Origin of the sequence: gamma proteobacterium SS-5, from assembly GCA_009497875.2 — a bacterium.
Classification (GTDB): domain Bacteria; phylum Pseudomonadota; class Gammaproteobacteria; order Chromatiales; family Chromatiaceae; genus Magnetovirga; species Magnetovirga frankeli.
This window is the reverse complement of record CP032508.2, coordinates 2099203-2124087: the sequence shown is the minus strand read 5'-3', so window position 1 is coordinate 2124087 and position 24885 is coordinate 2099203. Positions and strand designations below refer to the sequence as shown.

At 56.8% G+C, this 24885-nt stretch carries 28 protein-coding genes and 1 pseudogene; 15 read left to right on the top strand and 14 right to left on the bottom strand.

All coding sequences use genetic code 11. The features are described 5' to 3' along the window. Positions 1-50 precede the first annotated feature (50 nt). The 8 genes from D5125_15180 to thrS form a co-directional block, all read right to left on the bottom strand. Positions 51-413 carry a MerR family transcriptional regulator gene (locus D5125_15180; protein ID QFY90702.1) on the bottom strand — a complete coding sequence of 121 codons (363 nt, stop codon included), beginning with the start codon at positions 411-413 and terminating at the stop codon, positions 51-53. Next, a complete protein-coding gene (ihfA, locus tag D5125_15175; protein QFY90701.1) occupies positions 397-693 on the bottom strand; it encodes an integration host factor subunit alpha in 297 nt (98 codons plus the stop codon). Before ihfA ends, D5125_15180 begins: the two co-directional genes overlap by 17 nt. Positions 694-697: 4 nt before the next feature. Continuing rightward, complete coding sequence (gene pheT, locus D5125_15170; GenBank protein ID QFY90700.1) at positions 698-3073, bottom strand: phenylalanine--tRNA ligase subunit beta; 2376 nt, start codon at positions 3071-3073, stop codon at positions 698-700. 334 nt (positions 3074-3407) lie between these two features. Continuing rightward, on the bottom strand, positions 3408-4433 hold the full coding sequence (gene pheS / locus D5125_15165; GenBank protein QFY90699.1) for a phenylalanine--tRNA ligase subunit alpha: 1026 nt from the start codon (positions 4431-4433) through the stop codon (positions 3408-3410). Between the two features lie 369 nt (positions 4434-4802). After that, on the bottom strand, positions 4803-5159 hold the full coding sequence (gene rplT / locus D5125_15160; GenBank protein QFY90698.1) for a 50S ribosomal protein L20: 357 nt from the start codon (positions 5157-5159) through the stop codon (positions 4803-4805). A gap of 24 nt (positions 5160-5183) precedes the next feature. Further along, entirely contained in the window at positions 5184-5381 is a 198-nt protein-coding gene (gene rpmI / locus D5125_15155) for a 50S ribosomal protein L35 (GenBank protein ID QFY90697.1), read from the bottom strand. Between the two features lie 47 nt (positions 5382-5428). Beyond that, entirely contained in the window at positions 5429-5950 is a 522-nt protein-coding gene (infC, locus tag D5125_15150; GenBank protein QFY91184.1) for a translation initiation factor IF-3, read from the bottom strand. Positions 5951-6004: 54 nt separating this feature from the next. Next, the gene (gene thrS, locus D5125_15145; protein ID QFY90696.1) at positions 6005-7918 is read right to left on the bottom strand and encodes a threonine--tRNA ligase; all 1914 of its coding nucleotides are present in this window, start codon (positions 7916-7918) and stop codon (positions 6005-6007) included. Positions 7919-8287: 369 nt separating this feature from the next. Between thrS and D5125_15140 the strand changes: the two genes are divergently transcribed. The 3 genes and pseudogenes from D5125_15140 (at position 8288) to D5125_15130 (ending at position 11599) form a co-directional block, all read left to right on the top strand. After that, positions 8288-9523 (top strand): glycosyltransferase, encoded by a 1236-nt coding sequence (locus D5125_15140; GenBank protein ID QFY90695.2) that lies wholly within the window; start codon positions 8288-8290, stop codon positions 9521-9523. A gap of 122 nt (positions 9524-9645) precedes the next feature. Next, complete coding sequence (locus D5125_15135; protein QFY90694.1) at positions 9646-10923, top strand: ATP-binding protein; 1278 nt, start codon at positions 9646-9648, stop codon at positions 10921-10923. 478 nt (positions 10924-11401) lie between these two features. Then, positions 11402-11599, top strand: a pseudogene (locus tag D5125_15130) (nucleotidyltransferase substrate binding protein). A 101-nt stretch (positions 11600-11700) separates the two neighbouring features. Here the strand turns inward: D5125_15130 and D5125_15125 are convergent. Next, positions 11701-12891: an ATP-binding protein gene (locus D5125_15125; protein QFY90693.1), complete on the bottom strand. Its 1191-nt coding sequence runs from the start codon at positions 12889-12891 to the stop codon at positions 11701-11703. Positions 12892-13192: 301 nt separating this feature from the next. Between D5125_15125 and D5125_15120 the strand changes: the two genes are divergently transcribed. From D5125_15120 to D5125_15065, 12 genes are all read left to right on the top strand, one after another. Next, positions 13193-14350: an ATP-binding protein gene (locus tag D5125_15120; protein QFY90692.1), complete on the top strand. Its 1158-nt coding sequence runs from the start codon at positions 13193-13195 to the stop codon at positions 14348-14350. Positions 14351-14618: 268 nt separating this feature from the next. Then, positions 14619-14888, top strand: coding sequence for a type II toxin-antitoxin system ParD family antitoxin (locus D5125_15115; GenBank protein QFY90691.1), 270 nt, complete (start codon positions 14619-14621; stop codon positions 14886-14888). Between the two features lie 148 nt (positions 14889-15036). After that, positions 15037-15339 carry a hypothetical protein gene (locus D5125_15110; GenBank protein ID QFY90690.1) on the top strand — a complete coding sequence of 101 codons (303 nt, stop codon included), beginning with the start codon at positions 15037-15039 and terminating at the stop codon, positions 15337-15339. Beyond that, on the top strand, positions 15324-15770 hold the full coding sequence (locus D5125_15105; protein ID QFY90689.1) for a hypothetical protein: 447 nt from the start codon (positions 15324-15326) through the stop codon (positions 15768-15770). The genes D5125_15110 and D5125_15105 overlap by 16 nt, the downstream gene beginning before the upstream one ends. Positions 15771-15937: 167 nt before the next feature. Next, positions 15938-16093: a type II toxin-antitoxin system ParD family antitoxin gene (locus D5125_15100; GenBank protein QFY90688.1), complete on the top strand. Its 156-nt coding sequence runs from the start codon at positions 15938-15940 to the stop codon at positions 16091-16093. A gap of 123 nt (positions 16094-16216) precedes the next feature. Continuing rightward, entirely contained in the window at positions 16217-16534 is a 318-nt protein-coding gene (locus D5125_15095; protein QFY90687.1) for a type II toxin-antitoxin system RelE/ParE family toxin, read from the top strand. A gap of 206 nt (positions 16535-16740) precedes the next feature. Further along, positions 16741-16944: a methyltransferase domain-containing protein gene (locus D5125_15090; protein ID QFY90686.2), complete on the top strand. Its 204-nt coding sequence runs from the start codon at positions 16741-16743 to the stop codon at positions 16942-16944. A gap of 109 nt (positions 16945-17053) precedes the next feature. Continuing rightward, positions 17054-17284, top strand: coding sequence for a hypothetical protein (locus D5125_15085; protein QFY90685.1), 231 nt, complete (start codon positions 17054-17056; stop codon positions 17282-17284). An 84-nt stretch (positions 17285-17368) separates the two neighbouring features. Further along, the gene (locus D5125_15080; GenBank protein ID QFY90684.1) at positions 17369-17662 is read left to right on the top strand and encodes a nucleotidyltransferase family protein; all 294 of its coding nucleotides are present in this window, start codon (positions 17369-17371) and stop codon (positions 17660-17662) included. Continuing rightward, positions 17655-17996, top strand: coding sequence for a DUF86 domain-containing protein (locus D5125_15075; GenBank protein QFY90683.1), 342 nt, complete (start codon positions 17655-17657; stop codon positions 17994-17996). Before D5125_15080 ends, D5125_15075 begins: the two co-directional genes overlap by 8 nt. Positions 17997-18275: 279 nt before the next feature. After that, positions 18276-19010, top strand: a complete 735-nt coding sequence (locus D5125_15070) for a class I SAM-dependent methyltransferase (GenBank protein ID QFY90682.1) — start codon at positions 18276-18278, stop codon at positions 19008-19010. 3 nt (positions 19011-19013) lie between these two features. After that, complete coding sequence (locus tag D5125_15065) at positions 19014-20084, top strand: glycosyltransferase family 4 protein (GenBank protein ID QFY90681.1); 1071 nt, start codon at positions 19014-19016, stop codon at positions 20082-20084. Between the two features lie 91 nt (positions 20085-20175). Here the strand turns inward: D5125_15065 and D5125_15060 are convergent, their stop codons facing one another. The 5 genes from D5125_15060 to D5125_15040 all read right to left on the bottom strand — a co-directional run bounded on the left by D5125_15060 (position 20176) and on the right by D5125_15040 (position 24878). Then, entirely contained in the window at positions 20176-21144 is a 969-nt protein-coding gene (locus tag D5125_15060; protein ID QFY90680.1) for a glycosyl transferase, read from the bottom strand. Between the two features lie 65 nt (positions 21145-21209). Beyond that, entirely contained in the window at positions 21210-22322 is a 1113-nt protein-coding gene (locus tag D5125_15055) for a DegT/DnrJ/EryC1/StrS family aminotransferase (protein QFY90679.1), read from the bottom strand. Next, entirely contained in the window at positions 22319-23296 is a 978-nt protein-coding gene (locus D5125_15050; GenBank protein ID QFY90678.1) for an NAD-dependent epimerase/dehydratase family protein, read from the bottom strand. The genes D5125_15055 and D5125_15050 overlap by 4 nt, the downstream gene beginning before the upstream one ends. Continuing rightward, a complete protein-coding gene (locus tag D5125_15045) occupies positions 23293-24039 on the bottom strand; it encodes a class I SAM-dependent methyltransferase (GenBank protein QFY90677.1) in 747 nt (248 codons plus the stop codon). The genes D5125_15050 and D5125_15045 overlap by 4 nt, the downstream gene beginning before the upstream one ends. Next, positions 24036-24878: a methyltransferase, TIGR04325 family gene (locus D5125_15040; protein QFY90676.2), complete on the bottom strand. Its 843-nt coding sequence runs from the start codon at positions 24876-24878 to the stop codon at positions 24036-24038. The genes D5125_15045 and D5125_15040 overlap by 4 nt, the downstream gene beginning before the upstream one ends. Positions 24879-24885: the final 7 nt, after the last annotated feature.

The window sequence follows — 24885 nt, the reverse complement described above, 5'->3', positions numbered from 1 at the left end:
TGCGGCCGTTTTGTCAATTACCTGAAGCGGCTTCAGGCCCGCCTGCCAGGTCAGCGTTTGAGGATGTGCAGCACGTCCTCAAGCTCCATGCGCATCTGGCGCACGATCTGCTGGCTCTGGTTCTGGTCGTTCTTTGCCGTTTCGCCGGAGAGCTGCTGGCGGGCACCACCAATGGTGAAGCCCTGCTCGTACAGCAGGCCACGGATCTGGCGGATCATGAGCACATCATGGCGCTGGTAATAGCGCCGATTGCCGCGCCGCTTGACTGGCTTGAGCTGGGGGAATTCCTGCTCCCAGTAGCGCAGTACATGGGGCTTGACGCCGCACAGATCGCTTACCTCACCAATTGTGAAGTAACGCTTACCAGGTATCGCCGGCAGGTCGGCGGTGGTATGTTCAGTCGTTTCCAGCATAAGCTTCCACCCGAGCCTTGAGTTTCTGACCGGGCCGGAAGGTGACCACGCGCCGGGCGGATATGGGGATCTCTTCACCGGTCTTGGGGTTTCTTCCTGGCCGTTGCTTCTTCTCGCGCAGATCAAAGTTGCCGAAGCCGGACAGCTTGACCTGCTCACCACGCTCCAGGGCTACGCGAATCTCTTCGAAGAAGGTTTCCACCATCTCCTTGGCCTCGCGTTTGTTCAGCCCCAGTTCATCAAACAGCCTTTCGGCCATATCTGCCTTGGTTAATGCCATTTTTCTAGTCTCTCAGCCTTGCACCCAGTTTGTCTGCCAGCCCCTGCACGATGCGTGCTACCGAATCATCCACTTCCTGATCCGTAAGTGTGCGTGAAGAATCCTGTAAAATCAATCCTAAAGCAAGACTTTTTCGACTTGAATCTATTCTTTGCCCAGTATAGACGTCAAACAGGATTATGTCTTGTAAATTTTCATCCGCGTATTCACGGATACAGGCCTTCAGGGAACCATAATCAACTTCACGCTCAACGACAAGGGCCAAGTCACGACGAATCCAGGGAAAACGGGTCAGGGGGCTGAATTTTGGCAAGGCCCCCTGCCCTGCCGCGCTCAGGTCCAGCTCCAGCAGGAAGGTATTGCCGGTGAGATCAAACACCTGACTCAGACGCGGATGCAGCATGCCCAGGTGGCCGATGAGTCGCTCGCCGAGCATGACCCGGGCCGACTGACCCGGATGCAGGGCCGGGTGCTCCACGGCCTCGAACCTGGCCTCAAGCCCTGGCCCGAGCAGGGCCAGCAGGGCCTCATAATCGGCCTTGATATCATAGAAATCCGCTTCACGGCCCGGCTGACCCCATTGTTCCTCGGTGATATCGCCGTAGGTGAGCGCCGCCAGCATGGGCCGCTGATCCATGCCATTGGCCAGTTGGCGAAACTGCAGGCCAGATTCAAAGATACGTACCCTGCCCTGTTGCCGGGCCAGGTTGTGCCTGGCAGTGGCAAGCAGCCCCGGCCAGAGGCTGGTGCGCATCACCGAAAGCTCGGCCGAGAGCGGGTTGGCCAAGGCGATGGGCTCGAACTCGGGCAGCAGGGCCTTGGCCTTGGCCGCGTCGATGAAGCTATAGGTGATGACCTCCTGATAGCCGAGGGCGGCCAGACGCTCCCGCGCTTGCTCCAGATCGAAGGCGCGTTCCGGGCGCAGACAGAGGTTCATCGGCACCCTGGGGGTAGCGCTGGGAATATTTTCAAAGCCATAAATACGGCCGACCTCCTCGATCAAATCTACCTCGATGGCAATATCGAAACGACTCGGCGGGGGCGTTACCTGCCAGCCCTGATCCCAGGGCTGCACCTGCATACCCAGGCGCTGCAGGCCATCCACCACGCTGGCATCATCGATTTCAATACCCAGCAGACGGCCGATGCGCTGGCGACGCAGGGCAATGGGCTGGCGCTGGGTCAGACCAGGCCGGGCCAGATCCACCACCGGACCCGGCTCGCCACCGGCGATCTCCAGCAGCAGGCGGCTGGCCCGCTCCAGGGCCTGCACCTGCAGGCTGGGGTCAACCCCGCGCTCGAAGCGGTGCGAGGAGTCGGTATGCAGGCCCAGCCCCCGCGCCTTGCCGGCCAGGGCGCGGGGGCTGAAATGGGCGCTCTCCAACAGTATATCCTGGGTCTCGGCGCTGACCCCGGAGTCGGCCCCGCCCATGATGCCGGCCAGGGCCAGGGGACCTTTGCCATCGGCGATCACCAGGTTATCCGGGGTCAGGGTGATTTCCTTGCCATCGAGCAGGCGCAGGCGCTCCCCGACCGCCGCCATGCGCACCTGGATCGGGCCCTGGATCTTGGCCAGATCGAAGGCATGCAGGGGCTGGCCCAGCTCGATCAGCACATAGTTGGTGACATCCACGATGGGATCGATACTGCGCAGGCCGCTGCGGCGCAGGCGCTCACGCATCCACAGCGGGGTCTCGGCGCGGGCGTTGACGCCGCGAATGACGCGGCAGCTGTAGCGCGGGCAGGCCTGCTCAGCGCTTAGCTCCACCGCCATGCGTTGCTCACAGGCTGGGGTCAGGGGGCTCATGTCCGGCAGCCGGACCTCAACCCGGTTGAGGGCGCTGACCTCCAGGGCCAGACCGCGCAGGCCCAGGCAATCGCCCCGGTCCGGGGTCAGATCCAGCTCGATGATCTGATCATCCAGGGCCAGGTAGTCACGCAGATCCGCGCCCAGCGGGGCATCGGCCGGTAGCGGCATGATGCCCTCGGAGCTCTCCGCCAGGCCCAGCTCCTTGGCCGAACAGATCATGCCGGCAGAGGCCACGCCGCGCAGCTTGGCCGCTTTGATCTTGAGCTCGCCGGGCAGCAGCGCGCCAACCAGGGCCACAGGCACCTTCATGCCAGCGGCCACGTTGCTGGCACCGCAGACGATCTGCAGGGACTCGCCAGCGGCCACATCCACCTGGCAGACCCCCAGCTTGTCCGCATCCGGGTGTTGCTCCCGCACGGTTACCAGGCCCACCACCACGCCGCTGAAGGCCGGAGCGGCCGTTTCCAGGGCATCCACCTCCAGACCGGCCATGGTGAACTGATCGGCCAGGGTCTGGCTGTCCACCGGCGGGTCAACCCATTCTCTTAACCAGGCTTCGCTGAATCGCATGGTGCTGTTCTCGATTTTGTTTTGTAGCGTTTAACCAAAGAAGGGCGCAAAGAAGCGCTGAGATCGCAGAGTGGTAAGCATAAGAAAACGCAAACCCCGCCTGCTCTGCACCCTCTGTGTCCTGAAATTTCATTGGAGCACTCACCGACCTCACCCCAACCCTCTCCCGGGGGAGAGGGAGCAACAGAAAAAACCAGTTGCCCAAGCTGATGCGCTCTCTCCAAAGGGGCAAGGGGCTCAACGGCCTGAGCCATTAGATCAGAACTTTATTAACTCTGCGCACTCTGCGCTGCTTTGCGTTCTCTGCGTCCTGACTCGCTTCCGAACCCCGCCATCAGCGAAACTGGCGCAAAAAGCGCAGGTCGTTTTCAAAGAACAGGCGCAGGTCGTTGACCCCGTAGCGCAGCATGGTCAGACGCTCGACCCCCATGCCGAAGGCATAGCCACTGTAGTCTTCGCTGTCGATATTGACCTGACGCAGCACCTCGGGATGGATCATGCCGCAGCCGAGCACCTCCAGCCAGCCGGTGTGGGAGCAGACCCGACAGCCGCTGCCGCCGCAGATGACGCACTCTATATCCACCTCCGCCGAGGGTTCGGTGAAGGGGAAATACGAGGGGCGAAAGCGCAGCCTGAGGTCACGCTCAAAGAACTGGCTGAGAAACTGATTCAGCACGCCTTTCAGATCCGCAAAGCTGACATTCCGATCCACATAAAAGCCCTCCACCTGGTGGAACATGGGGGTGTGGGTCAGGTCCGAATCACAGCGATAGACCCGCCCGGGGGCGATGATCTTCAGTGGCGGAGCGGACTCCTGCATGACCCGAATCTGCACCGGCGAGGTGTGGGTGCGCAGCAACAGATGCTCATTGAAGTAGAAGGTGTCGTGCATGGCCCGCGCCGGATGGTGCGAGGGTATATTGAGGGCCTCGAAGTTGTGGAAATCGTCCTCGATCTCCGGCCCCTCGGCGATACTGAAACCGGCCGATGCAAACAGCTCCTGGATACGCCGCAGGGTACGGGTGACCGGGTGCAGGCCACCCGCTGCGCGGCCTCGACCGGGCAGGCTGACATCCACCCGCTCGGCGGCCAGGCGGGCATTCAGGGCCTGCTCGGAGAGCAGTTGTTTGCGTTCGGCAATGGCCTGCTCCACCACATCCTTGGCCTGATTGACCAACTGACCGGCGGCAGGGCGCTCCTCTTTGGGCAGCTGCCCAAGCTGCTTGAGCAGGGCGGTGAGACGACCCTGCTTGCCCAGATAGCTGACCCGCACCTCATCCAACTGCGCCAATTCGGCGGCAGCGGCCACCTGCTGCAGGGCAGCACCCTGGTGCTGTTCGATTTCGCGCCTGAGATCCATCGCTAACACCTTGCTTAAACAAATTAAATGAAGGCACAAACACCAGGCCCTCTGGCCAGTGAAGGGCAAGATGAATTGAGACCTATAGGCCGTAACGCTTCCTGATTTCCCACAAACCTCAGCCTATCGGAGAGATTGGCCTTTACCTGCACCTGACAGCACATAGGGCGGCCCATGGCCGCCGCGCCCTCGCAAGGTGCAACCCCATTGCAAGCGGCCTGACGGCGGGCGCGGCCCGCCCTAGCCTGACGGCAAGCCAACGCCAGACGAAGGCTGAGATACAGGGGTAATCAGCTAGCGCTTTACTGTATAAAAAGAAAGGGCCATGGAGGCGAATCCAGGCCCTTTCTGGTCCAACTTGGGCACCGATCAAGCCAGGGCAGCTTGAGCCTTTTCGCACAGCTTGGTAAAGGCAGGCCGGTCAAAGATGGCCAAATCGGCCAGCATCTTGCGGTCCATCTCCACCTCGGCCTTCTTCAGGCCATCGATCAGGCGGCTGTAGGACATGCCGTTCTCGCGGGCACCGGCGTTGATACGGGCGATCCACAGGGCGCGGAACTGGCGTTTCTTCTGACGGCGGTCACGGTAGGCATACTGACCGGCCTTGATCACCGCCTGTTTGGCGACGCGATAGACCTTGCTGCGGGCACCGTAATAGCCCTTGGCTTCGTCCAGTATCTTTTTGTGACGGGCGTGGGCGGTTACGCCTCTCTTAACTCTTGGCATTTTGGGGTCTCCTGATAAAAGGGCTTAGCAATAGGGCATCATGCGACGGGCAACCTTGGCATCCGAGGTATGCAAATGGTTGGGCGAGCGCAGATGACGCTTACGCTTGGTGCTCTTTTTCGTCAGGATATGACGACGGTGCGACTGATTGCTTTTGACGGCACCAGAGGCCTTGACTTTGAAGCGCTTGGCCGCGCCCCGGTTGGTCTTGATTTTGGGCATTTTTCAATACTCCGCATTCGTTGTAATTCAGCCCAGGGATTCCCGGACTATTTCTTTTTGGGGGCAAGCAGCATGACCATCTGGCGACCTTCCATCAGCGGTTGTTGCTCCACCGTGGCGTATTCCGCCAGGTCGGCCTCTATGCGCTTGAGAAATTCCAGACCCAACTCCCTGTGGGCATGCTCACGGCCGCGGAACCTCATGGTTACCTTGGCCCTGTCCCCCTCTTCGAGGAAACGCACAAGGTTGCGTAGTTTTACCTTGTAGTCTCCCTCGTCCGTTCCCGGACGAAACTTGACCTCCTTGACCTGTACCTGCTTTTGCTTCTTTTTTGCCGCAGCCTTTTCCTTTTTCTTGTCGAACAAGAATTTGCCATAGTCCATCAGGCGACATACCGGTGGCTTGGAATCGGGAGAAATCTCCACCAAATCCAGTGTCAAGGCCTCGGCCTTGGCCAAGGCTTCCGCCGTGTTGACAATCCCTACCTGCTCACCGTCGGCACCGATCAGACGCACTTCCCTGACGTCGATCTCTTCATTCAGTCTGTGCCTATCTTCTTTCTTGCTGATAACCCGACTCCTCCCAAAAAATGAAAAAAGCACCGATTAACCGGTGCTTGGCTCTCAACCCGCTCGCGCTGTAAGGGTGCGATTCAGATCTTCGATAAAAGACTCCGGCGTCATGCTTCCCAAATCCTTGCCGTCGCGGCTGCGAACCGCAACCAGGCCCTGCTCCATCTCACGGTCACCGACCACCAGCAGATAAGGCACCTTGGCAAGGGTGTGTGCGCGGATTTTATAGCCTATCTTCTCATTCCTCAAGTCTATTTCTACTCTAACCCCTTGCCGACTCAAACGCTTAACCAGTTGCTGGGCATATTCGGCCTGATGATCGGTGATATTCATCACCACCGCCTGGATCGGCGCCAGCCAGGCCGGCAGGGCCCCGGCATAGTGTTCAATGAGGATACCGATGAAACGCTCCAGCGAGCCGAGGATGGCCCGATGCAGCATCACCGGGGTCTGCTTGCTGTTGTCCTCGGCGATGTAATGGGCACCGAGCCGCTCGGGCATGGAGAAGTCCAGCTGGATGGTGCCCAGCTGCCAGACCCGCTCCAGGCAGTCCTTGAGCGAGAATTCGATCTTGGGGCCGTAGAAGGCACCCTCCCCCGGTTGCAACTCAAACGCCAGGCCCTTGCTGTTGAGGGCATCTTCCAGGGCCTTTTCCGCCTTATCCCAGGTTTCATCTGAGCCGACGCGCTGCTCCGGCCGGGTGGAGAGCTTGATCAGCACCTCGGTAAAGCCAAAGTCCTTGTACACCTCGAACAGCAGGTCGGTGAAGTCCGACACCTCGGCCAGGATCTGCCCCTCGGTGCAGAAGATATGGGCATCGTCCTGCACGAAGTTGCGCACCCGCATCAGCCCGTGCAGGGTACCGGAGGGCTCGTTGCGGTGGCAGGAGCCAAACTCCGCCAGGCGCAGGGGCAGGTCGCGGTAGCTCTTGATGCCTTGGTTGTAGATCTGGATGTGCGCCGGGCAGTTCATCGGCTTGATGGCGTAGTCCCGATTCTCCGAATGGGTGGTGAAGATCATGTCGCCAAACTTGTCCCAATGGCCGGACTTCTCCCACAGGGAACGGTCGATGACCTGGGGCGTGTGTACCTCCTGATAGCCATGGTCCCGCAGCTTGTCGCGGATGTAGTTCTGCACGGTCAGATAGATCTGCCAGCCCCTATCGTGCCAGAACACCATGCCCGGCGCCTCTTCCTGGGTGTGGAACAGACCCTGGGCCCTGGCAATCTTGCGGTGATCACGCTTTTCCGCCTCCTCCAGCCGATGCAGATAGGCCTTGAGGTCCTTCTTGTCGGCCCAGGCGGTGCCATAGATGCGTTGCAGCATCTCGTTTTTGGAATCACCGCGCCAATAGGCCCCGGCCAGCTTCATCAGCTTGAAGGCCTTGGGCAGCTTGCCGGTGCTGGGCAGGTGCGGGCCACGGCAGACATCGAACCAATCGCCCTGGCGGTAGATGCTGATCGCCTCGCCCTCGGGGATGGCGTCGATGATCTCCAGCTTGTAGTGCTCCCCCAGATCGGCAAAGACCTTTTTTGCCTGATCGCGGCCGAGCACCTCGCGCTGGATGGGCAGGTCGCGACCAACGATCTCGGCCATGCGCTGCTCGATCTTCTGCAGATCGTCCGGGCCAAAGCGCTCTTCGCGGGAGAAATCGTAGTAAAAGCCATCGTCAACGGCCGGACCTATGGTCACCTGGGTACCGGGATACAGCTCCTGCACCGCCTGGGCCATGACGTGGGCGGCATCGTGCCGGATCAGCTCCAGGGCCTCGGCGTCCTTGCCGGTGACTATGGCCAGCTGGGCGTCCTGTTCGATCAGATGACTGGCATCCACCAGCACGCCATCGATCTTGCCGGCCAGGGCCGCCTTGGCCAGACCCGGACCTATGTCAGCGGCCACCTCCAGCACGCTCACCGGCCGCTCAAAGCGGCGCTGGGAACCATCGGGCAGGGTAATAACCGGCATAGAATCATCCTCGAATACAGCGAAATGCCGGGCAAGCCCAGCGCAGCAAGCCGACCATTCTATAACCCGGCCAAACCCAGTTCAACCGCGTAAAAGCTCAAGCTACATGGGGGAAGGCAGGCACGATCCCACGGGTTTTGTCCAGGTGAGAGGCCAAAAACATCCAAGCATCCAACGCCTTCCAGCCATAAGCCGCGCTAAATGCAGCGAAGCGATGTCCTGAGCGGCGTCCTGAGCGGTGTCCTGAGCCTGCCGAAGGGCCTGTCGAAGTGCGGAATCCGGGGTGGCACGAACCATCGGCCAACCCCGGATTCCGTTACACTGCATCCAGGCTACAAACAGCCCGTCGCTGAAGTGATTTTCACGCTAATGACCAAAACCAAACTCCTCGTCCTCAGCTCCACCTACCCGCGCTGGGCCAATGACCCCGAGCCCGGCTTTGTGCATGAACTGAGCAAGCGCCTGACTGAGCGTTTTGAAGTCCACGTCCTCTGCCCCCATGCCCCCGGCTGCATGACGCAAGAGACACTGGATGGCGTACAGGTGCACCGCTTTCGCTATGCCCCCAGCGGGCTGGAAACCCTGGTGCAGGGTGGCGGCATTCTGAATAACCTCAAGCAGCAACCCTGGAAGTGGCTGCTCCTGCCGCCCTTTCTGCTCGGCCTGCTCGCATCCAGCTGGTATCTGACCCGCCGCCTACAGCCGGCGGCCATTCACGCCCACTGGATCATCCCCCAAGGGCTGGTGGCCGCGCTGGCGCAGCGCCTGGCGCACAAACCTGTGCCTATCCTGCTCACCTCCCACGGCGGTGATCTGTATAGCCTGCGCCACCCCCTGCTGGAACGCCTCAAGGGTTGGGCTCTTCGGCAGGCCAGTGCCCTGACCCTGGTCAGCAGCCCCATGATCGAAGAGGCCAAGCGTCTGGGGGCCGACGCCCAAGCCATCCATACCATCTCCATGGGCGTGGATTTCCGCCAGCGCTTCCGCCCCAATCCGCAGGTCCAGCGCAAGCCGGGGCAGTTGCTGTTTGTCGGTCGTCTGGTCGAGAAAAAAGGCGTTGCCTACCTGCTCCAAGCCCTGCCCGAGGTCATTCGCCAGCGGCCAGATACCCGCTTGACCCTGATTGGCAGCGGGCCAGAGGCCGACAGCCTGCACCGGCTCAGCCAAGAGTTGGATCTGACCACTCATGTGGAATTCCTCGCCGCCTGCCCGCAAGAACAACTAACGCTCCATTACCAACAAGCCAGCCTCTTTGTTGCCCCCTTCGTGCAGGCCGAAAACGGCGACCGCGAAGGCCTCGGGCTGGTCACCATCGAGGCCATTGCCTGCGGCTGCCCGGTCCTGGTGGGCGATCTGCCGGTGCTGGACGACATCTTTACCCCAGCAGAGCAGGCGCTGCGCATCGACCCCAGGGATACTGCCGCCTTTGCCGCAAGCATACTGCAACAACTCAACCAGCCGGAACAAGCCCAGCAGCAGGCCGAAGCCCTGCGCCAGCGCTTGATGCAGAAATTCGACTGGGAGCGAGTGACCCAGGCCTATGCCAGACTCGTCGACTCCTTGAGGCTAGATAATTCGGATAGAGATTCCGATATTTCAAGGTAAAGTTCATTCATGATCCCGCGGCCCTACAACTAGGCAGCACATCAACCCATGAGGGCCAAAAATACCTGATTAAGGTCCGCTTGCTGGTTGCATATTCCCCACTACATGGGCAATATGCAACCATGATTGAACGCCACATTCGCGCTAACCTGCTTGCCTCACTCGCTGATACACGCGTTGTACTGCTCAATGGCGCACGCCAGACCGGCAAGTCAACACTGGCAAAAAACATCGCCAAGATGCATACGGCGCCCTATCTTTCCCTTGACGATCCGACCATCCTCGCCCTGGCAAAGACCGACCCAGATGCGCTAGTGACGGGGCATACCGGCCTGGTGGTCATCGACGAAGTACAGCTTGCGCCGGAGCTTTTCCGTGCCATCAAGCGGGTAGTCGATACCGACACCCGGCCGGGCCAATTTCTGCTCACGGGATCGGCCAACATCTTCCTGGTGCCCAAGCTGGCCGAATCCCTTGCCGAGCGGATGGAAATCATCCCGCTCGATCCCCTTTCCCAAAACGAACTGGCCGGCCAGACAGGCAACCTGATCGATCGGCTTTTCTCGGCAAAGGCATGGACGCCGGGCAAGATAGCGGTCGATCGTCTGGACATCTGCGAGCGGTTGCTTGCCGGTGGCTTTCCCGAAGCGGTCTCACGCCGTACTGGCGAACGCCGCGCTGCCTGGTTTCGTAGCTACATTAGCGCCCTACTGCAACGCGATATTCGCGATCTGGCGAACATCGAAAAGCTCACTGACCTACCCAAACTCTTGGCACTGCTGGCCGCGCGCGTTGGCGGACTGATGAACGTGGCGGAAATCTCACGGGCCATCGACATTCCCCATACCAGCCTGCAGCGCTACCTCAGTCTGCTGGAAGCCACTTTTCTGTTTCGCCCCTTGCCGGCCTGGTCGGCCAACCTGGGCAAACGGCTGGTCAAATCGCCGAAAATTCATCTACTGGACACCGGCCTTGTCGCCCATTTGCGTGGAACAAGGGATGCCAGGGCACTCAGCCTGTCGCCCGACATCGGCCCCTTGCTGGAAAGCTTTGTTATTCAAGAAATCCGCAAGCAACAGGCATGGAGCCAGCAAACAGCAAGTGCCTGGCATTTTCGCACCGCGACAGGCAGCGAAGTCGATTTACTGCTCGAAGCACCCGATGGCCGTATTCTGGGTATTGAAGTCAAGGCAGCAGGCAGCGTCACTCAAAACGACTTGAAGGGCCTGCGTATGCTCGCCGAAGTGATGGGCGAGCGCTTCGCCGCCGGGGCAGTGCTTTATCTTGGTGAACAGGTCTTGCCACTGGGCGGAATGCTTTATGCCTTGCCTATGAGCGTACTCTGGCAGGGCAATGGCAACTCATATCTGATTGCCCGCACGCCTCAGCCAATAGGGTGAAACAGCCTTGCCGGAGTATAACCCCTGACAGCACATAGGCTAGGAGGGCAGCTTGCTGTGACCGGCAAGGCTCCCGACGGCATCAATTTAGGAAAAACGCTGGCTGAGCGGAGTCGAAGCCAACTGCGGTTCGCTTCGACCCTTCGGTCAGGCTCAGGCCGCCGCTTCGCTCAGCGAACCGCGTGGACCAACTACAAATACGCCAGGGCATTGACTTCCAACTCGTGCCAGACACCCACTTGCCCTACCCCGATGGGCACTTTGACGTGGTGATCAGTGCTGAAAGCCCGGATGAGCTGTTTGGGTGATAGCACGGCACCTGATCTGGCTTCGTGGATCGCGGGGCGGTGAGGGAGAAAAACAGACAGACCGGTGCAGCAGGCAGAGGGTTAATCGTGGTACGTCCCCTATTATTTTACTCGCAGATGGCTAATCGTGGTACGTTCCCTATCCTCCAAAAGTAACCTGGGAGACTACCGTGACGATGGACATCCGCTGGAAGCAACGCTTCGACAATTTTCAACGTGCCCTGCACCAACTCACGCTTGCCATGGCGCTGAAGGCGCAGCGCCCTCTCTCTGATCTCGAACAACAGGGACTGATCCAAGGCTTCGAATTCACCCATGAGCTTGCCTGGAATGTTCTGAAGGATTATCTGGAAATGGAGGGCATTCAGGCGTGGGGTTGCTTGTGGGGTGTGGATCGCCTGCTACTTGGGGCCGGAACGGGACGAAAAAGAATGTATTTAGTAAACTGTCACCGTAATTCCAGTCTTCATCAACCCCGTCCCAAACTCTGCACTGGCTGACCCTCAAGTACTGAGCCGAAATCCCGCCAAGACACCAGGCGTACCCCATTGCGCACATGGCTTTCGTCACCGCCGTAAACCAGCCAGGGCATCGCGGCCTCTTCAGGGGCAAAGGCGGTTGAACGTTTGCCGGCACGGATGTACTCCGACGTCGGGGTACTTCCGGATTTGATCTCTAGGGTTTGCAACCTGCCTTCGGTTTCGAACAGCAAATCTGCCTCCAGCCCGTTATTGTCCCGCCAGAAAAACACGTCGGCCGGCTGGCCGGCATTGAAACGTTGTTTGATGAAGTCAGAGACGATCCAAGACTCGAACAAGGCCCCGCGCAATAGGTGAAGCGCCAGCGTGTCGGCATCGCGAATCCCTAACAACCAGCATGCCAGGCCGGAATCCAGGAAATACAGCTTGGGCGTCTTGACCAGTCGTTTGCCGAAATTTCGATGATAGGGCGGCAACAGGAAAACCAGATCGCTAGATTCGAGCACCGAAAGCCAGGCCCGTGCCGTGGAATGTGAAATACCGGTTTCGCCCGCCAGGCCGCTCAGATTGAGCAATTGCCCGGTGCGCCCTGCGCACAAGCGCACGAAGCGTTGAAAAACACTCAAGTCCTGTACGTTCAACACCTGACGCACATCTCGCTCCAGATAGGTCGCCACGTAACTGGCAAACCAATCGCCGGGCGGTACATCCTGCGCATGCAGGACTGGGTAGCCACCGCGCCACAACAGCGAATCCACCCCGACGGACATCGCCGACGTTGGCAGTTCGCTCAAGGCCAGGGGCAGCAAGCGCGTCAAACCAACCCGACCCGCCAGAGACTGCGTGACCCCGGCCAGCCAGCCGAATTGTTGCGATCCGGTCAAAACAAAACGACCAGGCTGTCGGTATTGGTCCACCATACCCTGCAGAAAGGAAAACAAATCTGGCCATCGCTGAGCCTCATCGAACACGGCGCCATCCCTGAAGCGCGCCAGAAACCCACGAGGGTCTTCCAACGCAAATGCTCGCTCGATGGGGTCCTCCAGGCTCACATAGGGTTTATCGGCAAACAGCGCCCGCACCAACGTAGTCTTGCCGGACTGGCGAGGGCCCGTTACTGCCAGGATGGGAAATGCCTTGGCAAAACGAGAGAGTGTCGGGGAAAGATGGCGTGGAAACATGGGTTATTTATACAGACTGCATTCAATATCGTCAATTTGTATAAAATGACTTATTGATCGATTCCCCAGGATAGATGCTGTTTTCCTTGATCCCGGCAAGCCCATCGTGAAGACGGCCAGATGCGTGCGAAGGTCGATGACGCGCACCTTGCAACCCGCCGCGGCCAACCTACTGAAAGCAGCCAGTGAACGCCTTAAGTTGAAGCCATTGGGATACAACCAGGCCTTGCTATAGGCAGGGCTGTACATTTTGTGTAATATCGGAGTTGATTTCCGAGATTGCACTGAATAGGCTGCCACCATGATTCCCCGCACCCTTCAATCTGAACTGCTAGCCCAATTGCACGAATACCCGGTGGTTACCTTGCTGGGTCCCAGGCAGGCCGGAAAGACCACCCTTGTACGCATGGCCTTGCCGGAATATGACTACGTCTCGCTGGAAGATCCAGAAAACCGGCTGATCGCAGTCGAAGACCCAAAAGCATTCCTGAATCAATACAAGGGCAACACCATATTCGACGAAGTCCAGCGCGCACCGCAGCTGCTGAGCTATCTGCAGGGCATTGTCGATGAAGAACAGCGCAATGGCCGATTCGTACTGACCGGCTCGCACCAGCTGGAACTGCGCGCCGCCATCAGCCAATCGCTGGCAGGACGGACCGGCATCCTGCACCTGTTGCCGTTTTCCATCGCCGAACTCGCCTCGGCCAACATCCACTTTGATGACTTTGAGGACTACGTCTTCCAAGGCTTCCTGCCTCGCATCCATGATCAGCGCCAACGGCCTCGCACAGCCTATGCCAACTACTATCAGACCTATGTGGAACGAGACGTTCGCCAACTGATCCAACTGAAGGACGCCACGCTGTTCGAGAAATTCATCAAACTCCTGGCCGGCCGCGTTGGCCAGATCATGAATCACCAGTCACTCGCCAACGATGTAGGCGTCGATGGCAAAACCATCAAGGAATGGCTGTCGATCCTTGAGGCCTCATTCATAATCTTCAAGCTGCCGCCCTACTTCGAAAACTTCGGTAAGCGGGTCATCAAGTCACCTAAATACTATTTCATCGAACCCGGCCTGCTCGCCTATCTGCTCGACATCGAAAAACCGGAACAAGTCAGCCGCGACCCGCTGATGGGCAGCATCTTCGAAAACCTGGTCGTGGTCGAAGCCCTCAAGGCCCGCTACAACCGAGGTATGGCTGCCAATCTCTATTTCTACCGTGACAGCCACGGCAACGAAATCGACCTGCTGCATAAAGCTGGCGGCGGCATGATCGGCATGGAAATCAAGGCTGCCGCCACCTGGCACCCGGATTTCAAGAAGATGCTGAACCGGTTTTCCGAAAACACACGTACCTTGCAAGGGAAGTACATTGCCTATCGAGGCACAGCGCTGAGTTTTGATGACGGCATCCAAGCGGTACCCTTCAACAAATGCGGGAAGATATATTGATCTAAAGGGCAGGCGCCACTCACCCCGTTGATTCTACCGGGACCAACGCACCTTATCGGTCAGCCGTAACTATCTCGCCGCCTCAACCCTTCTGCAATTACAGTCAGGCGGTGCATAGGGGGCCCATGGACGCCGCAACGCCGGCATGGGTGTACCAGGCGGCAGGCACGTCCCGCTCCATGCTGCCCACCCAGAGCTGCGCCGAACATTGACAGGGGGCATAAAGGCTGGCTCTAATAACTGTTATTAGACTTCAGGAGTAATCGCCATGCCCACCAGTGTTGCCCTCAGCCCCCATTTTGAAGCATTCATCCGCCAGCAGCTGGATGCCGGCCGTTTCAACAACGTCAGCGAGGTCGTCCGCGCTGGCCTGCGTCTCCTTGAAGAGCATGAAGCCGAACAGGCCGCCAAACTTCAGGCCCTGCGCGAAGCGGTTGCAATAGGCCTGGCCAGCGGACCAGATATTCCAGCCGACGAAGTATTTGATCGGCTGGAAGCGAAATATCAGGCGATGGCTGAAGCGAAGGAAACCGCCTGATGCAACTGGTATTTATGCCGAAGGCGGAGCTTGATCTCGAGCACATCGGTGACTTATCGCCCAAGCACCCAAAGCCTACCGGCCTCGGTCAGAGCTCGGCAACGGCCTCAAATGACCTTGCTGCGTTAACATCATAAAGCCCCAAAAAATGCGACTAAGCAAGCAACAACATGACGCTATTGTCACCACCTTCCTTGAGGTGTTTGGCAGGGGTGAAATACGCCTGTTCGGCAGTCGAGTACGGGATGACCTGCGCGGCGGTGACATCGATTTATATGTCAACCCCGATGAAACCGATCAACTGGCCATGAAGCGCGTGACCTATCTTGCTCGCCTCAAACGAAAAATCGGCGAACAGAAAATTGACCTGGTATTGGCCGCAAGCCCAGCAGAACGGGCAATCGATCAAGAAGCACAAACAAACGGCGTCGTCTTATGTCAGCGCCATTGAACCAAACATTGGCCGGCATCAAGCAAATGATGCAAGGCGCCGACATCGACTACAGCCTCCTGGCTGCCCAAAACATTGACCTTGCCTGGCTGGCGCATTACGAGCACCAGCGCATCGTCAATAGTTTCTTGTTCAACTACCTAAAAATACAGGACAAAATCGGTGGCAAGCTGTTTCGGCTACTCCTCCAGTACTGGCATGAATTGGACGACAGTATGACCATGCTGGATATACTCAACCGCCTGGAGAAATTACGTATCATAGACAGCGTTGAAGCCTGGGACACCCTGCGCGAGATACGCAATACCCTTACCCACGAGTATCCTGAAGACGTCCAACTCCGATTGGACAACATTCGGCTTTCCCTTGCGGGGTATCTTCAGCTCAAACAGATCATTGCCAACATCGAGCACGCCCTCAACGCCCCCTGAACGGAGTCGAAGGTAGTGCGCGGTTACATTGACCCTGGCCCGTTATACCCACCGTTTGGCAAAATTACCGGGGCCGCATCAGGCCGGCAAAACGACCCTGGTGCGCGTTGACAGGGGGCATAAAGTCTGGCTCTAATAACTGTTATTAGACATCAGGAGAAATTGCCATGCCCACCAGTGTTGCCCTCAGCCCCCATTTCGAAGCCTTCATCCGCCAGCCGCTGGATTCCGGCCGATTCAACAACGTCAGCGAGGTCATCCGAAATCTCGCTGCGCTCAAAACAGAGATGCAATCAAGCACAAATTCTCTGTTCGCCATTTAGGCGCGGGTTTTGGAAGCCATCTACAATAGGGCTGGCCAGCGGGCCAGATATTCCAGCCGACGACGTATTTGATCGGCTGGAAGCGAAATATCAAGCGATGACTGAAGCAGAGGAAAACGCACGATGCAACAGGCATTTATGCCGAAGGCGGAGCTTGATCTCGAGCTCATCGGTGACTATATCGCCCAAGACAATCCGCGCCGGGCAAAAACCTTCGTGAGGGAGTTGCGCGAGCAGTGTGGCAAAATCACCCAAGCACCCAAGGCCTACCGGCCTCGGCCAGAGCTCGGCAAAGGCCTGCGTTCATGCCCCTACGGCAACTACCTTGTGATTTTCCATGAAGAGCCCGATCTGGTGCGGATTGTCCGCGTGTTGCACGGCGCCATGGATATGCAAGCTCAGTTCGAGGAGCAATCCCCAATAATGCCAGCGGGGAAATAACCATAGCGCAGGCTAAGCGCCCAGGATGAGCAGATGCTTCAAAATTACTTCAAAAACCTCTACCGCCGCACCATGGACGAAGCCTATGGCCTGGCCTTCGAGCAGATAACCCAAGCCATTCAGGAGGGCGGCAGCGTTTTGGACTGCGGCGCCAGATCAACCTGAACCCCAGTCGCTACAAAGGCATAGAGTGGAACCAGGGCTGCGTGGACCAAGCCCAGGCCAAAGGGCGCAACATCATCCAAAACGACCTCAACCAACCGCTATCCTTTGAAAACGAAAGCTTTCGCTGCGTCTTTGCCCTGTCGGTACTGGAACACCTGCTCAACGGCTGTGTTTTCATGCGGGTTTGCCACCCCGTCCTCGAACCCCAGGGAATGCTGGTCCTGCTCACCCCCAATAGAAAATGAATTCGACCCTGGTACCTTTAATCCAGCTGCCGAACCCAATCGGGAACCCTGAACGCCAGCTCGGGATTCTGGGCTACAATCCCAAGAAAACCGCATCCGGAGCCGCCCCATGGCCAAACTCGACACCCCCGCCCCTCAATTTGACGATGTCTGGCGCAGTATCCAGGCGCTGGCCGAATCCCAAAAGGAAACCGACCGCCAAATTCGCGAACTGAAGCAGCAGATCGGCGGCCTGGGTGACAAATTTAGCTATTTCACCGAAGGCATGGCCCTGCCTGCGATCGTGCATGAACTGAGCAGATGGCTGACCAACCAGGTTCGGGAAGTGCTGAATAGCTAACAAAATTATTTGATAGACTCTTACCGAACTTAACCGAACAAGGCGTGTACCAGACCGCCTTTATGTGCCTCATGGAGCCTCCCAATGAACCGAAATGAAATTCTGGATTTCCTGAAAACACACCGGGAGACACTGCGCCTGGATTATGGGGTGCAAAAAATTGCCCTGTTTGGCAGCTACGCACGGGGAAACGCCACCGATGACAGCGATATCGATATCGCGGTCGAACTGACTGAAGCAAAAAAAACCCTCAGCAATTTTTTTGGCCTGAAACGCTACCTTGAAGCGCAATTGGGCCAGCGTATTGACCTTGGCATTGAAAGCGCCATGAAGCCCGCCGTCAGAGAGACAGCCAAACAAGACATGCTCCATGTTTGAACGAGACTGCACGCTTTATCTGGCGGACATTCTCGACTCCGGGCAAGCCATTCTCTCGTATGTCAAAAATTTGGATTTTGAACAGTTCAGCACGGACAGGATGCGGCATGCCGCAGTAATCCGCGAGTTCGAAGTCATTGGCGAGGCCGTTGGCAAATTGCCCGAATCGCTGAAGGAGAAGTATCCAGATGTGCCATGGAGAGAAATCAAAGACTTTCGTAACCTGCCGATCCATCAATACTTTGGGGTTGATCTCCGCATCGTATGGAATACTGTTCATCAAGACTTGCCGGCCTTGTTGTCGGCCACATCCAGTATTCTTCACGGAGAGTGAACTTGTCATGCACAAATTTACCCTGACCTTGGCAGGGCGTCGTTAAATGTTCTAACTTGTGCTTATACCCTCCCCCCGACAACTCGGCCGCTGTTCCAGACGTTGTTCTACCTCCTGCGTCCGTGCAGCCGTCTCCCCGCTAGCGGGAGAGGGGAGAAGGCCCCATCGCCCTCGGAGAGAGGGGTTGTGGAGAGGGGGATGGGCAGTTGCCTTTGATTCCCCTCGCTCGTGCCAAAATTAATCGAGCGTTAATTTCCGCTCAGCACCCAGGATCAGACGATGCTCCAACATTACTTCAAAAACCTCTACCGCCGCACCATGGACGAAGCCTATGGCCTGGCCTTCGAGCAGATAACCCAAGCCATTCACGAGGACGGCAGCGTTCTGGACTGCGGCGCCAACACCGGCGGCTCATTCCACCGACTGCAGCGCCAGATCAACCTGGATACCTCTCGCTACCAAGGCATCGAATGGAACCAGGGTTGCGTGGACCAAGCCCAGGCCAAAGGGCTCAACATCATCCAAGGCGATCTCAACCGACAGCTACCCTTCGACAACGACAGCTTTCGCTGCGTCTTTGCCCTGTCGGTACTGGAACACCTGCTCAACCCCTGCGCCTTCATGCGGGAGTGCCATCGCGTCCTCGAACCCCAGGGCACACTGGTCCTGCTCACCCCCAACATCAGCACCCTCTTCACCATCGCACTGTTAATCGTCGGCAAAATGCCCTCCAGCGGCCCGCATCCCGACTCCAACGCACTGCTTGCCGGAGAAGAACTCTTCAAGGTCAGCAGCCCAAACCTGCTTCCTGACACTGAATCTGAAACCCCGGTGCATCGCCACCTCGTCGTATTCAGCTACCGAGTGCTGCACCGTTACCTCAACATGCTCGGCTTTACCGACATCAAGGGCTACGGGTTCGGCCTCTACCCCTTCCCGAATTTTCTCCAGCACATTTTGGAAAAGCTGGACCCTTACCATTGTCATCAGATGGTGTTCATCGCGGAAAAGTAACAAATGCGCATCACCCTCCTGTGCAAACGCTACTACACCAATAAAGATCTAATTGAAGATCAATTTGGCCGGCTGTTCCATATCCCGAAACAACTTGCGAAGTTGGGGCATGAGGTCAATGTCATAGCGCTTGATTACCGTAATAGTAAAGCTATTGAACGCAGCATGGATGGCCTAACCTTCCGCACCCTACCAAGCACAGTCTGGCAGCTTCCTCTTATGCCCATGAGGGCCTATCAAGCCATCAAAAAATCCAAACCCCATATTTTCATCGCAAGCGGTGACAGCCATATTGGCTATCTGGCATGGTTAATCAGTAAGCGGCTGGCCTGCCGCTTTGTGTTTGATGTCTATGATTATTACCCTGCCTTCAAAGGCAACAAACTCCCTGGCATGAAGGCCATGTTCCACAAAGCCACTAGCCAGGCTGACCTCGTACTCTGCGCAAGCCGACCTCTGCAGTCACGTCTCGGCCAATGGAACAGCAACACCCTGCTCGTCGAAAATGGCGTGGATACAAACCTGTTTCGGCCACTAGACAAACAGAAAGCAAGACAACAACTGGCTATAGACGCGGGCATTCCGGTCATTGGATTTTTTGGCGCCATCACACCTCAGAGAGGGCCACTATTGTTCGCTGCAAGTAAAATCCTGGCACACAAAATACCTAATCTAAAAATCCTGCTGGCAGGAAGATTACAGGGCCCAAGTATTGACTTACCCTGGATAGACTATCGCGGTGAACTGAGTCAGCAGGAGATACCGAACTATATCGCAGCCTGTGATCTAGTGACCCTTCCTTACGCCAATGACGAATTCAACAGCATGGCGGGGCCATGCAAAATTGCAGAATATTTAGCGTGCCAGCGCCCAGTGGTTGCCACGCGAGTGGCAGGGCATGAAGCGATATTTGAGCATGCTCCAGAGAGCTTGTGCGAGCCTAATCCGATTGAGATGGCTGCTGCCATTGAGAAGCAACTCAGCGCAGGAAAATTGATATACTTTTCTGGAACCTTGAGCTGGATTCATATCGCTGAGAACCTAAACGCTCTCCTCCTAAAGCTTAAGAGATAGTTCGATGCAAAGATGCAACTCTTATTTAGCATATAGCATTTCCAGTGAGCGTAGCCTGATTTTACTATTTTACTAACAATAGTCGCTTTTCTCACCCAATAGTTGCCTGCCCCCATGCTTTGCGAAGCACCTCCTTCATTGTTGTCATTCCTATGCTTCCTCCTCGGATGAATCGGTCGCGCATAGGCACATCAATACCGTTTCGGGTGAGCAAGCGCCGAGTGCTGCGCAATTCGCGCAGATAGCCAACATAAAACCAACGCATCAACCGCCAAGGCATCATGCCCCAGTCAAGTAAACCGTTGGAGATGAACCAAGGACTAAAAATCTTTATGCCGTGAAAGTGGTAAAAAATGAGTGAGTCTCCTCCCACTTGCACCTCGTCACCGCGCCGGGTAATGGTTGAGTTGGACCAATTCCAAGGCGCAACGCCGGCTCCTCTGTGCTGAAGAATACAAAGGTGCACACCGTAAAGCATTGGCCACTCATCAAGATAAGCCTGATCCCCGTACTTTCCATCTTCGACTCGGTCGTAGCACCACTCTAGGCACTGATCGCGCCAGCGCTCTAAGCAGGCCAACCCTATTGGATCGCGCCGAAAGCTCTGATATTGAACATTGTAGAGCCCATAGATCTCTTGAGCTTTCAAGTGGGGCGGGTAGCGGTGCGGTGTAATCAGAATGGAGCACTTGCCCATCTCCGTGAAGATGGGCTCTGGCGAGCTATAAAAATAAAGATCGGCATCCAGATAAGTGATCAAATCCAATTTGGGGTAGCGTTCCAAAAAGAAAAGAGGAAGGTGTGGCGTAAGCGTGAAGTAATACTCAATGAGTCGGCGATTCGCTTTTGCCACAAGGAGTGAGGGGGCCCATGCCTCTAACTCTGTTAGCGGGATAGCCTCCAGATGCTCTAGGCCAAGGCTTGTAAGGGTACGCAATGTTGTTTCATCAAGGGCAACGACATATAGCCGAAACTCGCAGCCAGTCTTCATCAGGGAGCGATACAGCGTTAAACCGCGAAGCAAGTAGTTTGAGTCGAAATAGGTGCAGAAGTGGCGCATTCTATAGCTACAAATATGATATGGTTCCGCAAATAGTCCACCTAAAATAACTGCTATGTATACGATCAATCCTCAATTGCCGTATGCAATGCAGTAACAACCTCTTCGATTTCATCATCTCGGAGCTGTGGATACATGGGCAAGCTCAGAATGCGACCAACCAGACGTTCAGTGTGAGGCAGATCCACAGGGCGCAGGGTAGGATCGGCATATGCGGGTTGCTGGTGTACCGCCATTGGGTAATGCACCAAGGAGCCAACCCCGAGTCTTTTCAGTCTCTCTTGTAGTATGTTACGGCCATTTGTAGCGATAACATATTGATGGAAGACATGATAGGCATTTGAAGCCTGCCAGGGCAGTTCAACACTGATTCCAGCCAGGCTGCGATTGTAGCGCGCAGCAATGGCGCGTCGCCGTTCGTTGTCTTGATTTAGATGCTGGAGTCCTACCCGCAGGATCGAGGCCTGGAGCTCATCAAGCCGGGAATTAATGCCGAACAGGTCGCTGACGTAGCGATTCTTCCATCCATAGGTGCGCAGAAGTTGCACAGTCTCTCGCAGCGATGAATTAATGCCGGTAACCGCACCACCATCGCCCAATGCTCCTAGATTCTTGGTGGGATAGAAGCTAAAGCAAGCGAGATCACCCCAAGTGCCCACGATGCGGCCGTCAAGTAAAGCGCCATGTGCCTGGGCGCAGTCCTCGATAATGGACAAACCGCGAGCCCGAGCCATAGGGACGATTGTTTTCATGTCCACAGGTTGACCATAGAGATGGACCAACACAATTGCTTTTGCCCTACCACCATCAGGTGTGGATAAAAGGGCATCCAGGCTCTCTGGGTCCATCGTATAACGTCGTGGGTCTACATCCACGAAGAGTGGAACCGCGTCGATTCGCTTTATCGCTGCTACAGTGGCTACAGCGGTATGGGAAACCGTCACCACCCGGTCGCCCGCCTTGATGCCCAAGGCACGCAGGGCAATTTCGATGGCATCAGTACCATTTGCTACGCCCACCGCCCAATTCGCTCCCATGGCCTGGGCAAATTCGGCCTCGAAGCCCTCCACCTCGCGACCGAGGATGTACCAGCCGCTTTCGAGAACCCGTGCCAACGCGGCATCTATAGCCTTTCGGCGCTCAAGGTACGCTGCTTTGGGGTTGGATTGTAAAATCACAGGTAATGCTCTCCGTGTGCGCGGAAATAATCGAGAGTGTGTTGCAGACCTTCGCGCAGGCTGATTCGGGGTTCCCAGCCAAGCTCGCGCCGAATCAGAGCAAAGTCAGTATAGTAGTCACCGATATCGATCTTCTTGCGATCTGGAGGAAACTCGCGCACAACGTACTCGCCACCGCCATTCACCTCGACCAATAGGCGCGCCAACTCCGCCAGACTCACAACTTCAGAGGAACCCAGGTTGAACACTCGTCCCCAGGCGGTAGGATCCAAGGCTGCGGCTAGGAAGGCATCGACAACATCACCCACATAGTTGAAGTCACGCAACTGCTCACCCCCCCAAACCTCAAAAGGCTTACCTTCAAGCAATCTGCGCATCCAAACACCAACAAAAGTCTGCCTCGCATCTTTGATGCGCATGCCCGGGCCATAGGTATTAGTAAGTCGTAGGGCGCAGGTAGGAATGCCGTAGACAGAGTGGTAGAGCAGATGATAGCTCTCGCCCGCAATCTTGTTGATGCCATTCACATCAACGGGGCGCTGCGGGTGCTTCTCGTTCACTGGAAGGTATTCCGGTCGTCCGTAGAGCTGGCGAGTACTGGCAAATACCACAGGTGCAGTTGGATTGTTGTGACGTAAAGCCTCCAGGATAGAAAGTTGCGCTTGGCTGTTGATGTCTAGATCGGTAAAGGGATCCTGCATCGAATCCATATGGCTCGTCTGTCCTGCCAAATTAAAGACAAGATCAATCCCCTGGACGAGGTAGCGCATACTGTGAGGGTCGCGCACATCCGAGATGTTCAGGCGTACAGCCCCATCGATGCCGTGCAAGTTATGCAGATTGCCGCCATACTCGGGAATCAGTGAGTCGACCAAAGTGACATCAGCACCCAAATCGACTAGGCGGCGTGCGAGATGAGAACCGATGAACCCAGCCCCCCCGGTAATCAATACTTTCTTATTCGCTAACATCATGACAAGTGGCCTCCTATGGGGTCCGACGCAGAAACCATCTTGCGACAGATCACAAAGTTATCGAGATAGAGTTCGGTGTCGGCGGTAGATGCTGCATCCAACAGCCAGCCTACGAGGGATATAGGTGCGATGACCAAGGCACGAACGGCGAGCCGCAGCGGCAGTGGTAGCAAACGCAGCCTGGTATTTAGGCGGTCCGCTGCCAAAGCACAAAGGGCCCCGCCTCCTCGAGTCAGTTTCGATTGTCGCGCAATCTCGAAACCCGCCTGCTCCAGCCGACTCTTCAGACCGAACGAGGTATAGCGCAGACAATCGTATGGCTGTTCGTGTTCGGGCCAGAGGAAGGGTACCGTAAGCAGCAAAGTACCACTAGGTGACAGAACACGATGAATTTCAGAAAGGAATTGCTCAGGATTGAAGACATGCTCCAAGACCTGATTGCAGAGTACCGTGTCGACAGTCTCATCCGTAACCGGAAAGGTGCACCCGTCGTAATAGAGATCGGCCTGCTTGGTGGCCCGGTTGTCCGGGTTGTCCAACTCCAGCCCGATGTACTCGCTCACGCCACTAAAGAGCACTCGATAAGGCTGGCTGCCGCAGCCAACGTCCAGCAATCGCCCGTGCACCTGCGGCGCGGCCTCCGCCATCGCCCGCCACAGCGCCCGCCGCGGCAGGAAGGCAGGGTTGATGGGCAGCGCCCAGACAGGGGCGGCGAACATCACCTGGTTGATCCAGTCGCTCATGTACCCTCCCGGCGCCGAAAGAAAAACCCCTTGAACTCAGCCCCTTTGCCCCACCCGCGGATATTGGGGTCCTTCCCATCCCATGATGCCAACAGCTCATAATGCTCGGAAAGGCGTTTCAGCATGTGGGGACAATTGAAGAGCCAGGAGGGATAACTCGCTGCGTAGAGGGAGGGTGGCACCACCTGGACGGTGATCAATTCGTGGGTCAGCGAGCAGGGATGGCGGTCGATGATCAAAAAGGGGATGCCAGACTTGATGATTTGTTCCAATACCTCCCAAGGACTTTCAAGGTATTGAAGAACGCCAGAGAGAAGGGCGACATCAGGGCGCAATCTTTCAATCGCGCTTTCTATGTCGAGAAAAAAGCGCAAGGCGCCACTTTCAATTCCGTCCCTAGCGATCTCGACCATTGCGGGCTGCTCAACGATGCCCCAGTCGAGAGTGATGGCGTCCCCAAAAAAAGCCCGACACTGATGAAAACTACTGCCGAATCCACCACCAAAATCAAGCACTCTCAGATATCCCTGCCTGATGTGGGCTATGTACCCCAAGTTGGCAGAAAGGGGCCAGTCAATTGGGATGTGATCCCAGGTAACGCCATCCTGTTCCCAAACCACTTTGCCTGTTGCAACCTTATGTGCGGCCGACGCGAGGCGTGTCAGTAGTCTGCTTTCGTCATATCCATCGCAGGCCCGTCTCGCAGTTACCCAATCACGGTAGTCACCGCGATAGTAAATAGCATATCCACCAATAAAGTTGAGCAGATCTCTTATTCCTTGAGGAATCCAGCGACGTAGTAATGTTCGGCGATTCATTGCAATAACACGTAGAGTCACGACAAGA

Excerpts from the sequence above, each read along its gene's own strand:
- D5125_15180 (QFY90702.1), bottom strand. The coding sequence starts at position 413 with ATGCTGGAAACGACTGAACATACCACCGCCGACCTGCCGGCGATACCT.
- ihfA (QFY90701.1), bottom strand. The coding sequence starts at position 693 with ATGGCATTAACCAAGGCAGATATGGCCGAAAGGCTGTTTGATGAACTG.
- pheT (QFY90700.1), bottom strand. The coding sequence starts at position 3,073 with ATGCGATTCAGCGAAGCCTGGTTAAGAGAATGGGTTGACCCGCCGGTG.
- pheS (QFY90699.1), bottom strand. The coding sequence starts at position 4,433 with ATGGATCTCAGGCGCGAAATCGAACAGCACCAGGGTGCTGCCCTGCAG.
- rplT (QFY90698.1), bottom strand. The coding sequence starts at position 5,159 with ATGCCAAGAGTTAAGAGAGGCGTAACCGCCCACGCCCGTCACAAAAAG.
- rpmI (QFY90697.1), bottom strand. The coding sequence starts at position 5,381 with ATGCCCAAAATCAAGACCAACCGGGGCGCGGCCAAGCGCTTCAAAGTC.
- thrS (QFY90696.1), bottom strand. The coding sequence starts at position 7,918 with ATGCCGGTTATTACCCTGCCCGATGGTTCCCAGCGCCGCTTTGAGCGG.
- D5125_15140 (QFY90695.2), top strand. The coding sequence starts at position 8,288 with ATGACCAAAACCAAACTCCTCGTCCTCAGCTCCACCTACCCGCGCTGG.
- D5125_15135 (QFY90694.1), top strand. The coding sequence starts at position 9,646 with ATGATTGAACGCCACATTCGCGCTAACCTGCTTGCCTCACTCGCTGAT.
- D5125_15125 (QFY90693.1), bottom strand. The coding sequence starts at position 12,891 with ATGTTTCCACGCCATCTTTCCCCGACACTCTCTCGTTTTGCCAAGGCA.
- D5125_15120 (QFY90692.1), top strand. The coding sequence starts at position 13,193 with ATGATTCCCCGCACCCTTCAATCTGAACTGCTAGCCCAATTGCACGAA.
- D5125_15115 (QFY90691.1), top strand. The coding sequence starts at position 14,619 with ATGCCCACCAGTGTTGCCCTCAGCCCCCATTTTGAAGCATTCATCCGC.
- D5125_15110 (QFY90690.1), top strand. The coding sequence starts at position 15,037 with ATGCGACTAAGCAAGCAACAACATGACGCTATTGTCACCACCTTCCTT.
- D5125_15105 (QFY90689.1), top strand. The coding sequence starts at position 15,324 with ATGTCAGCGCCATTGAACCAAACATTGGCCGGCATCAAGCAAATGATG.
- D5125_15100 (QFY90688.1), top strand. The coding sequence starts at position 15,938 with ATGCCCACCAGTGTTGCCCTCAGCCCCCATTTCGAAGCCTTCATCCGC.
- D5125_15095 (QFY90687.1), top strand. The coding sequence starts at position 16,217 with ATGCAACAGGCATTTATGCCGAAGGCGGAGCTTGATCTCGAGCTCATC.
- D5125_15085 (QFY90685.1), top strand. The coding sequence starts at position 17,054 with ATGGCCAAACTCGACACCCCCGCCCCTCAATTTGACGATGTCTGGCGC.
- D5125_15080 (QFY90684.1), top strand. The coding sequence starts at position 17,369 with ATGAACCGAAATGAAATTCTGGATTTCCTGAAAACACACCGGGAGACA.
- D5125_15075 (QFY90683.1), top strand. The coding sequence starts at position 17,655 with ATGTTTGAACGAGACTGCACGCTTTATCTGGCGGACATTCTCGACTCC.
- D5125_15070 (QFY90682.1), top strand. The coding sequence starts at position 18,276 with ATGCTCCAACATTACTTCAAAAACCTCTACCGCCGCACCATGGACGAA.
- D5125_15065 (QFY90681.1), top strand. The coding sequence starts at position 19,014 with ATGCGCATCACCCTCCTGTGCAAACGCTACTACACCAATAAAGATCTA.
- D5125_15060 (QFY90680.1), bottom strand. The coding sequence starts at position 21,144 with ATGCGCCACTTCTGCACCTATTTCGACTCAAACTACTTGCTTCGCGGT.
- D5125_15050 (QFY90678.1), bottom strand. The coding sequence starts at position 23,296 with ATGATGTTAGCGAATAAGAAAGTATTGATTACCGGGGGGGCTGGGTTC.
- D5125_15045 (QFY90677.1), bottom strand. The coding sequence starts at position 24,039 with ATGAGCGACTGGATCAACCAGGTGATGTTCGCCGCCCCTGTCTGGGCG.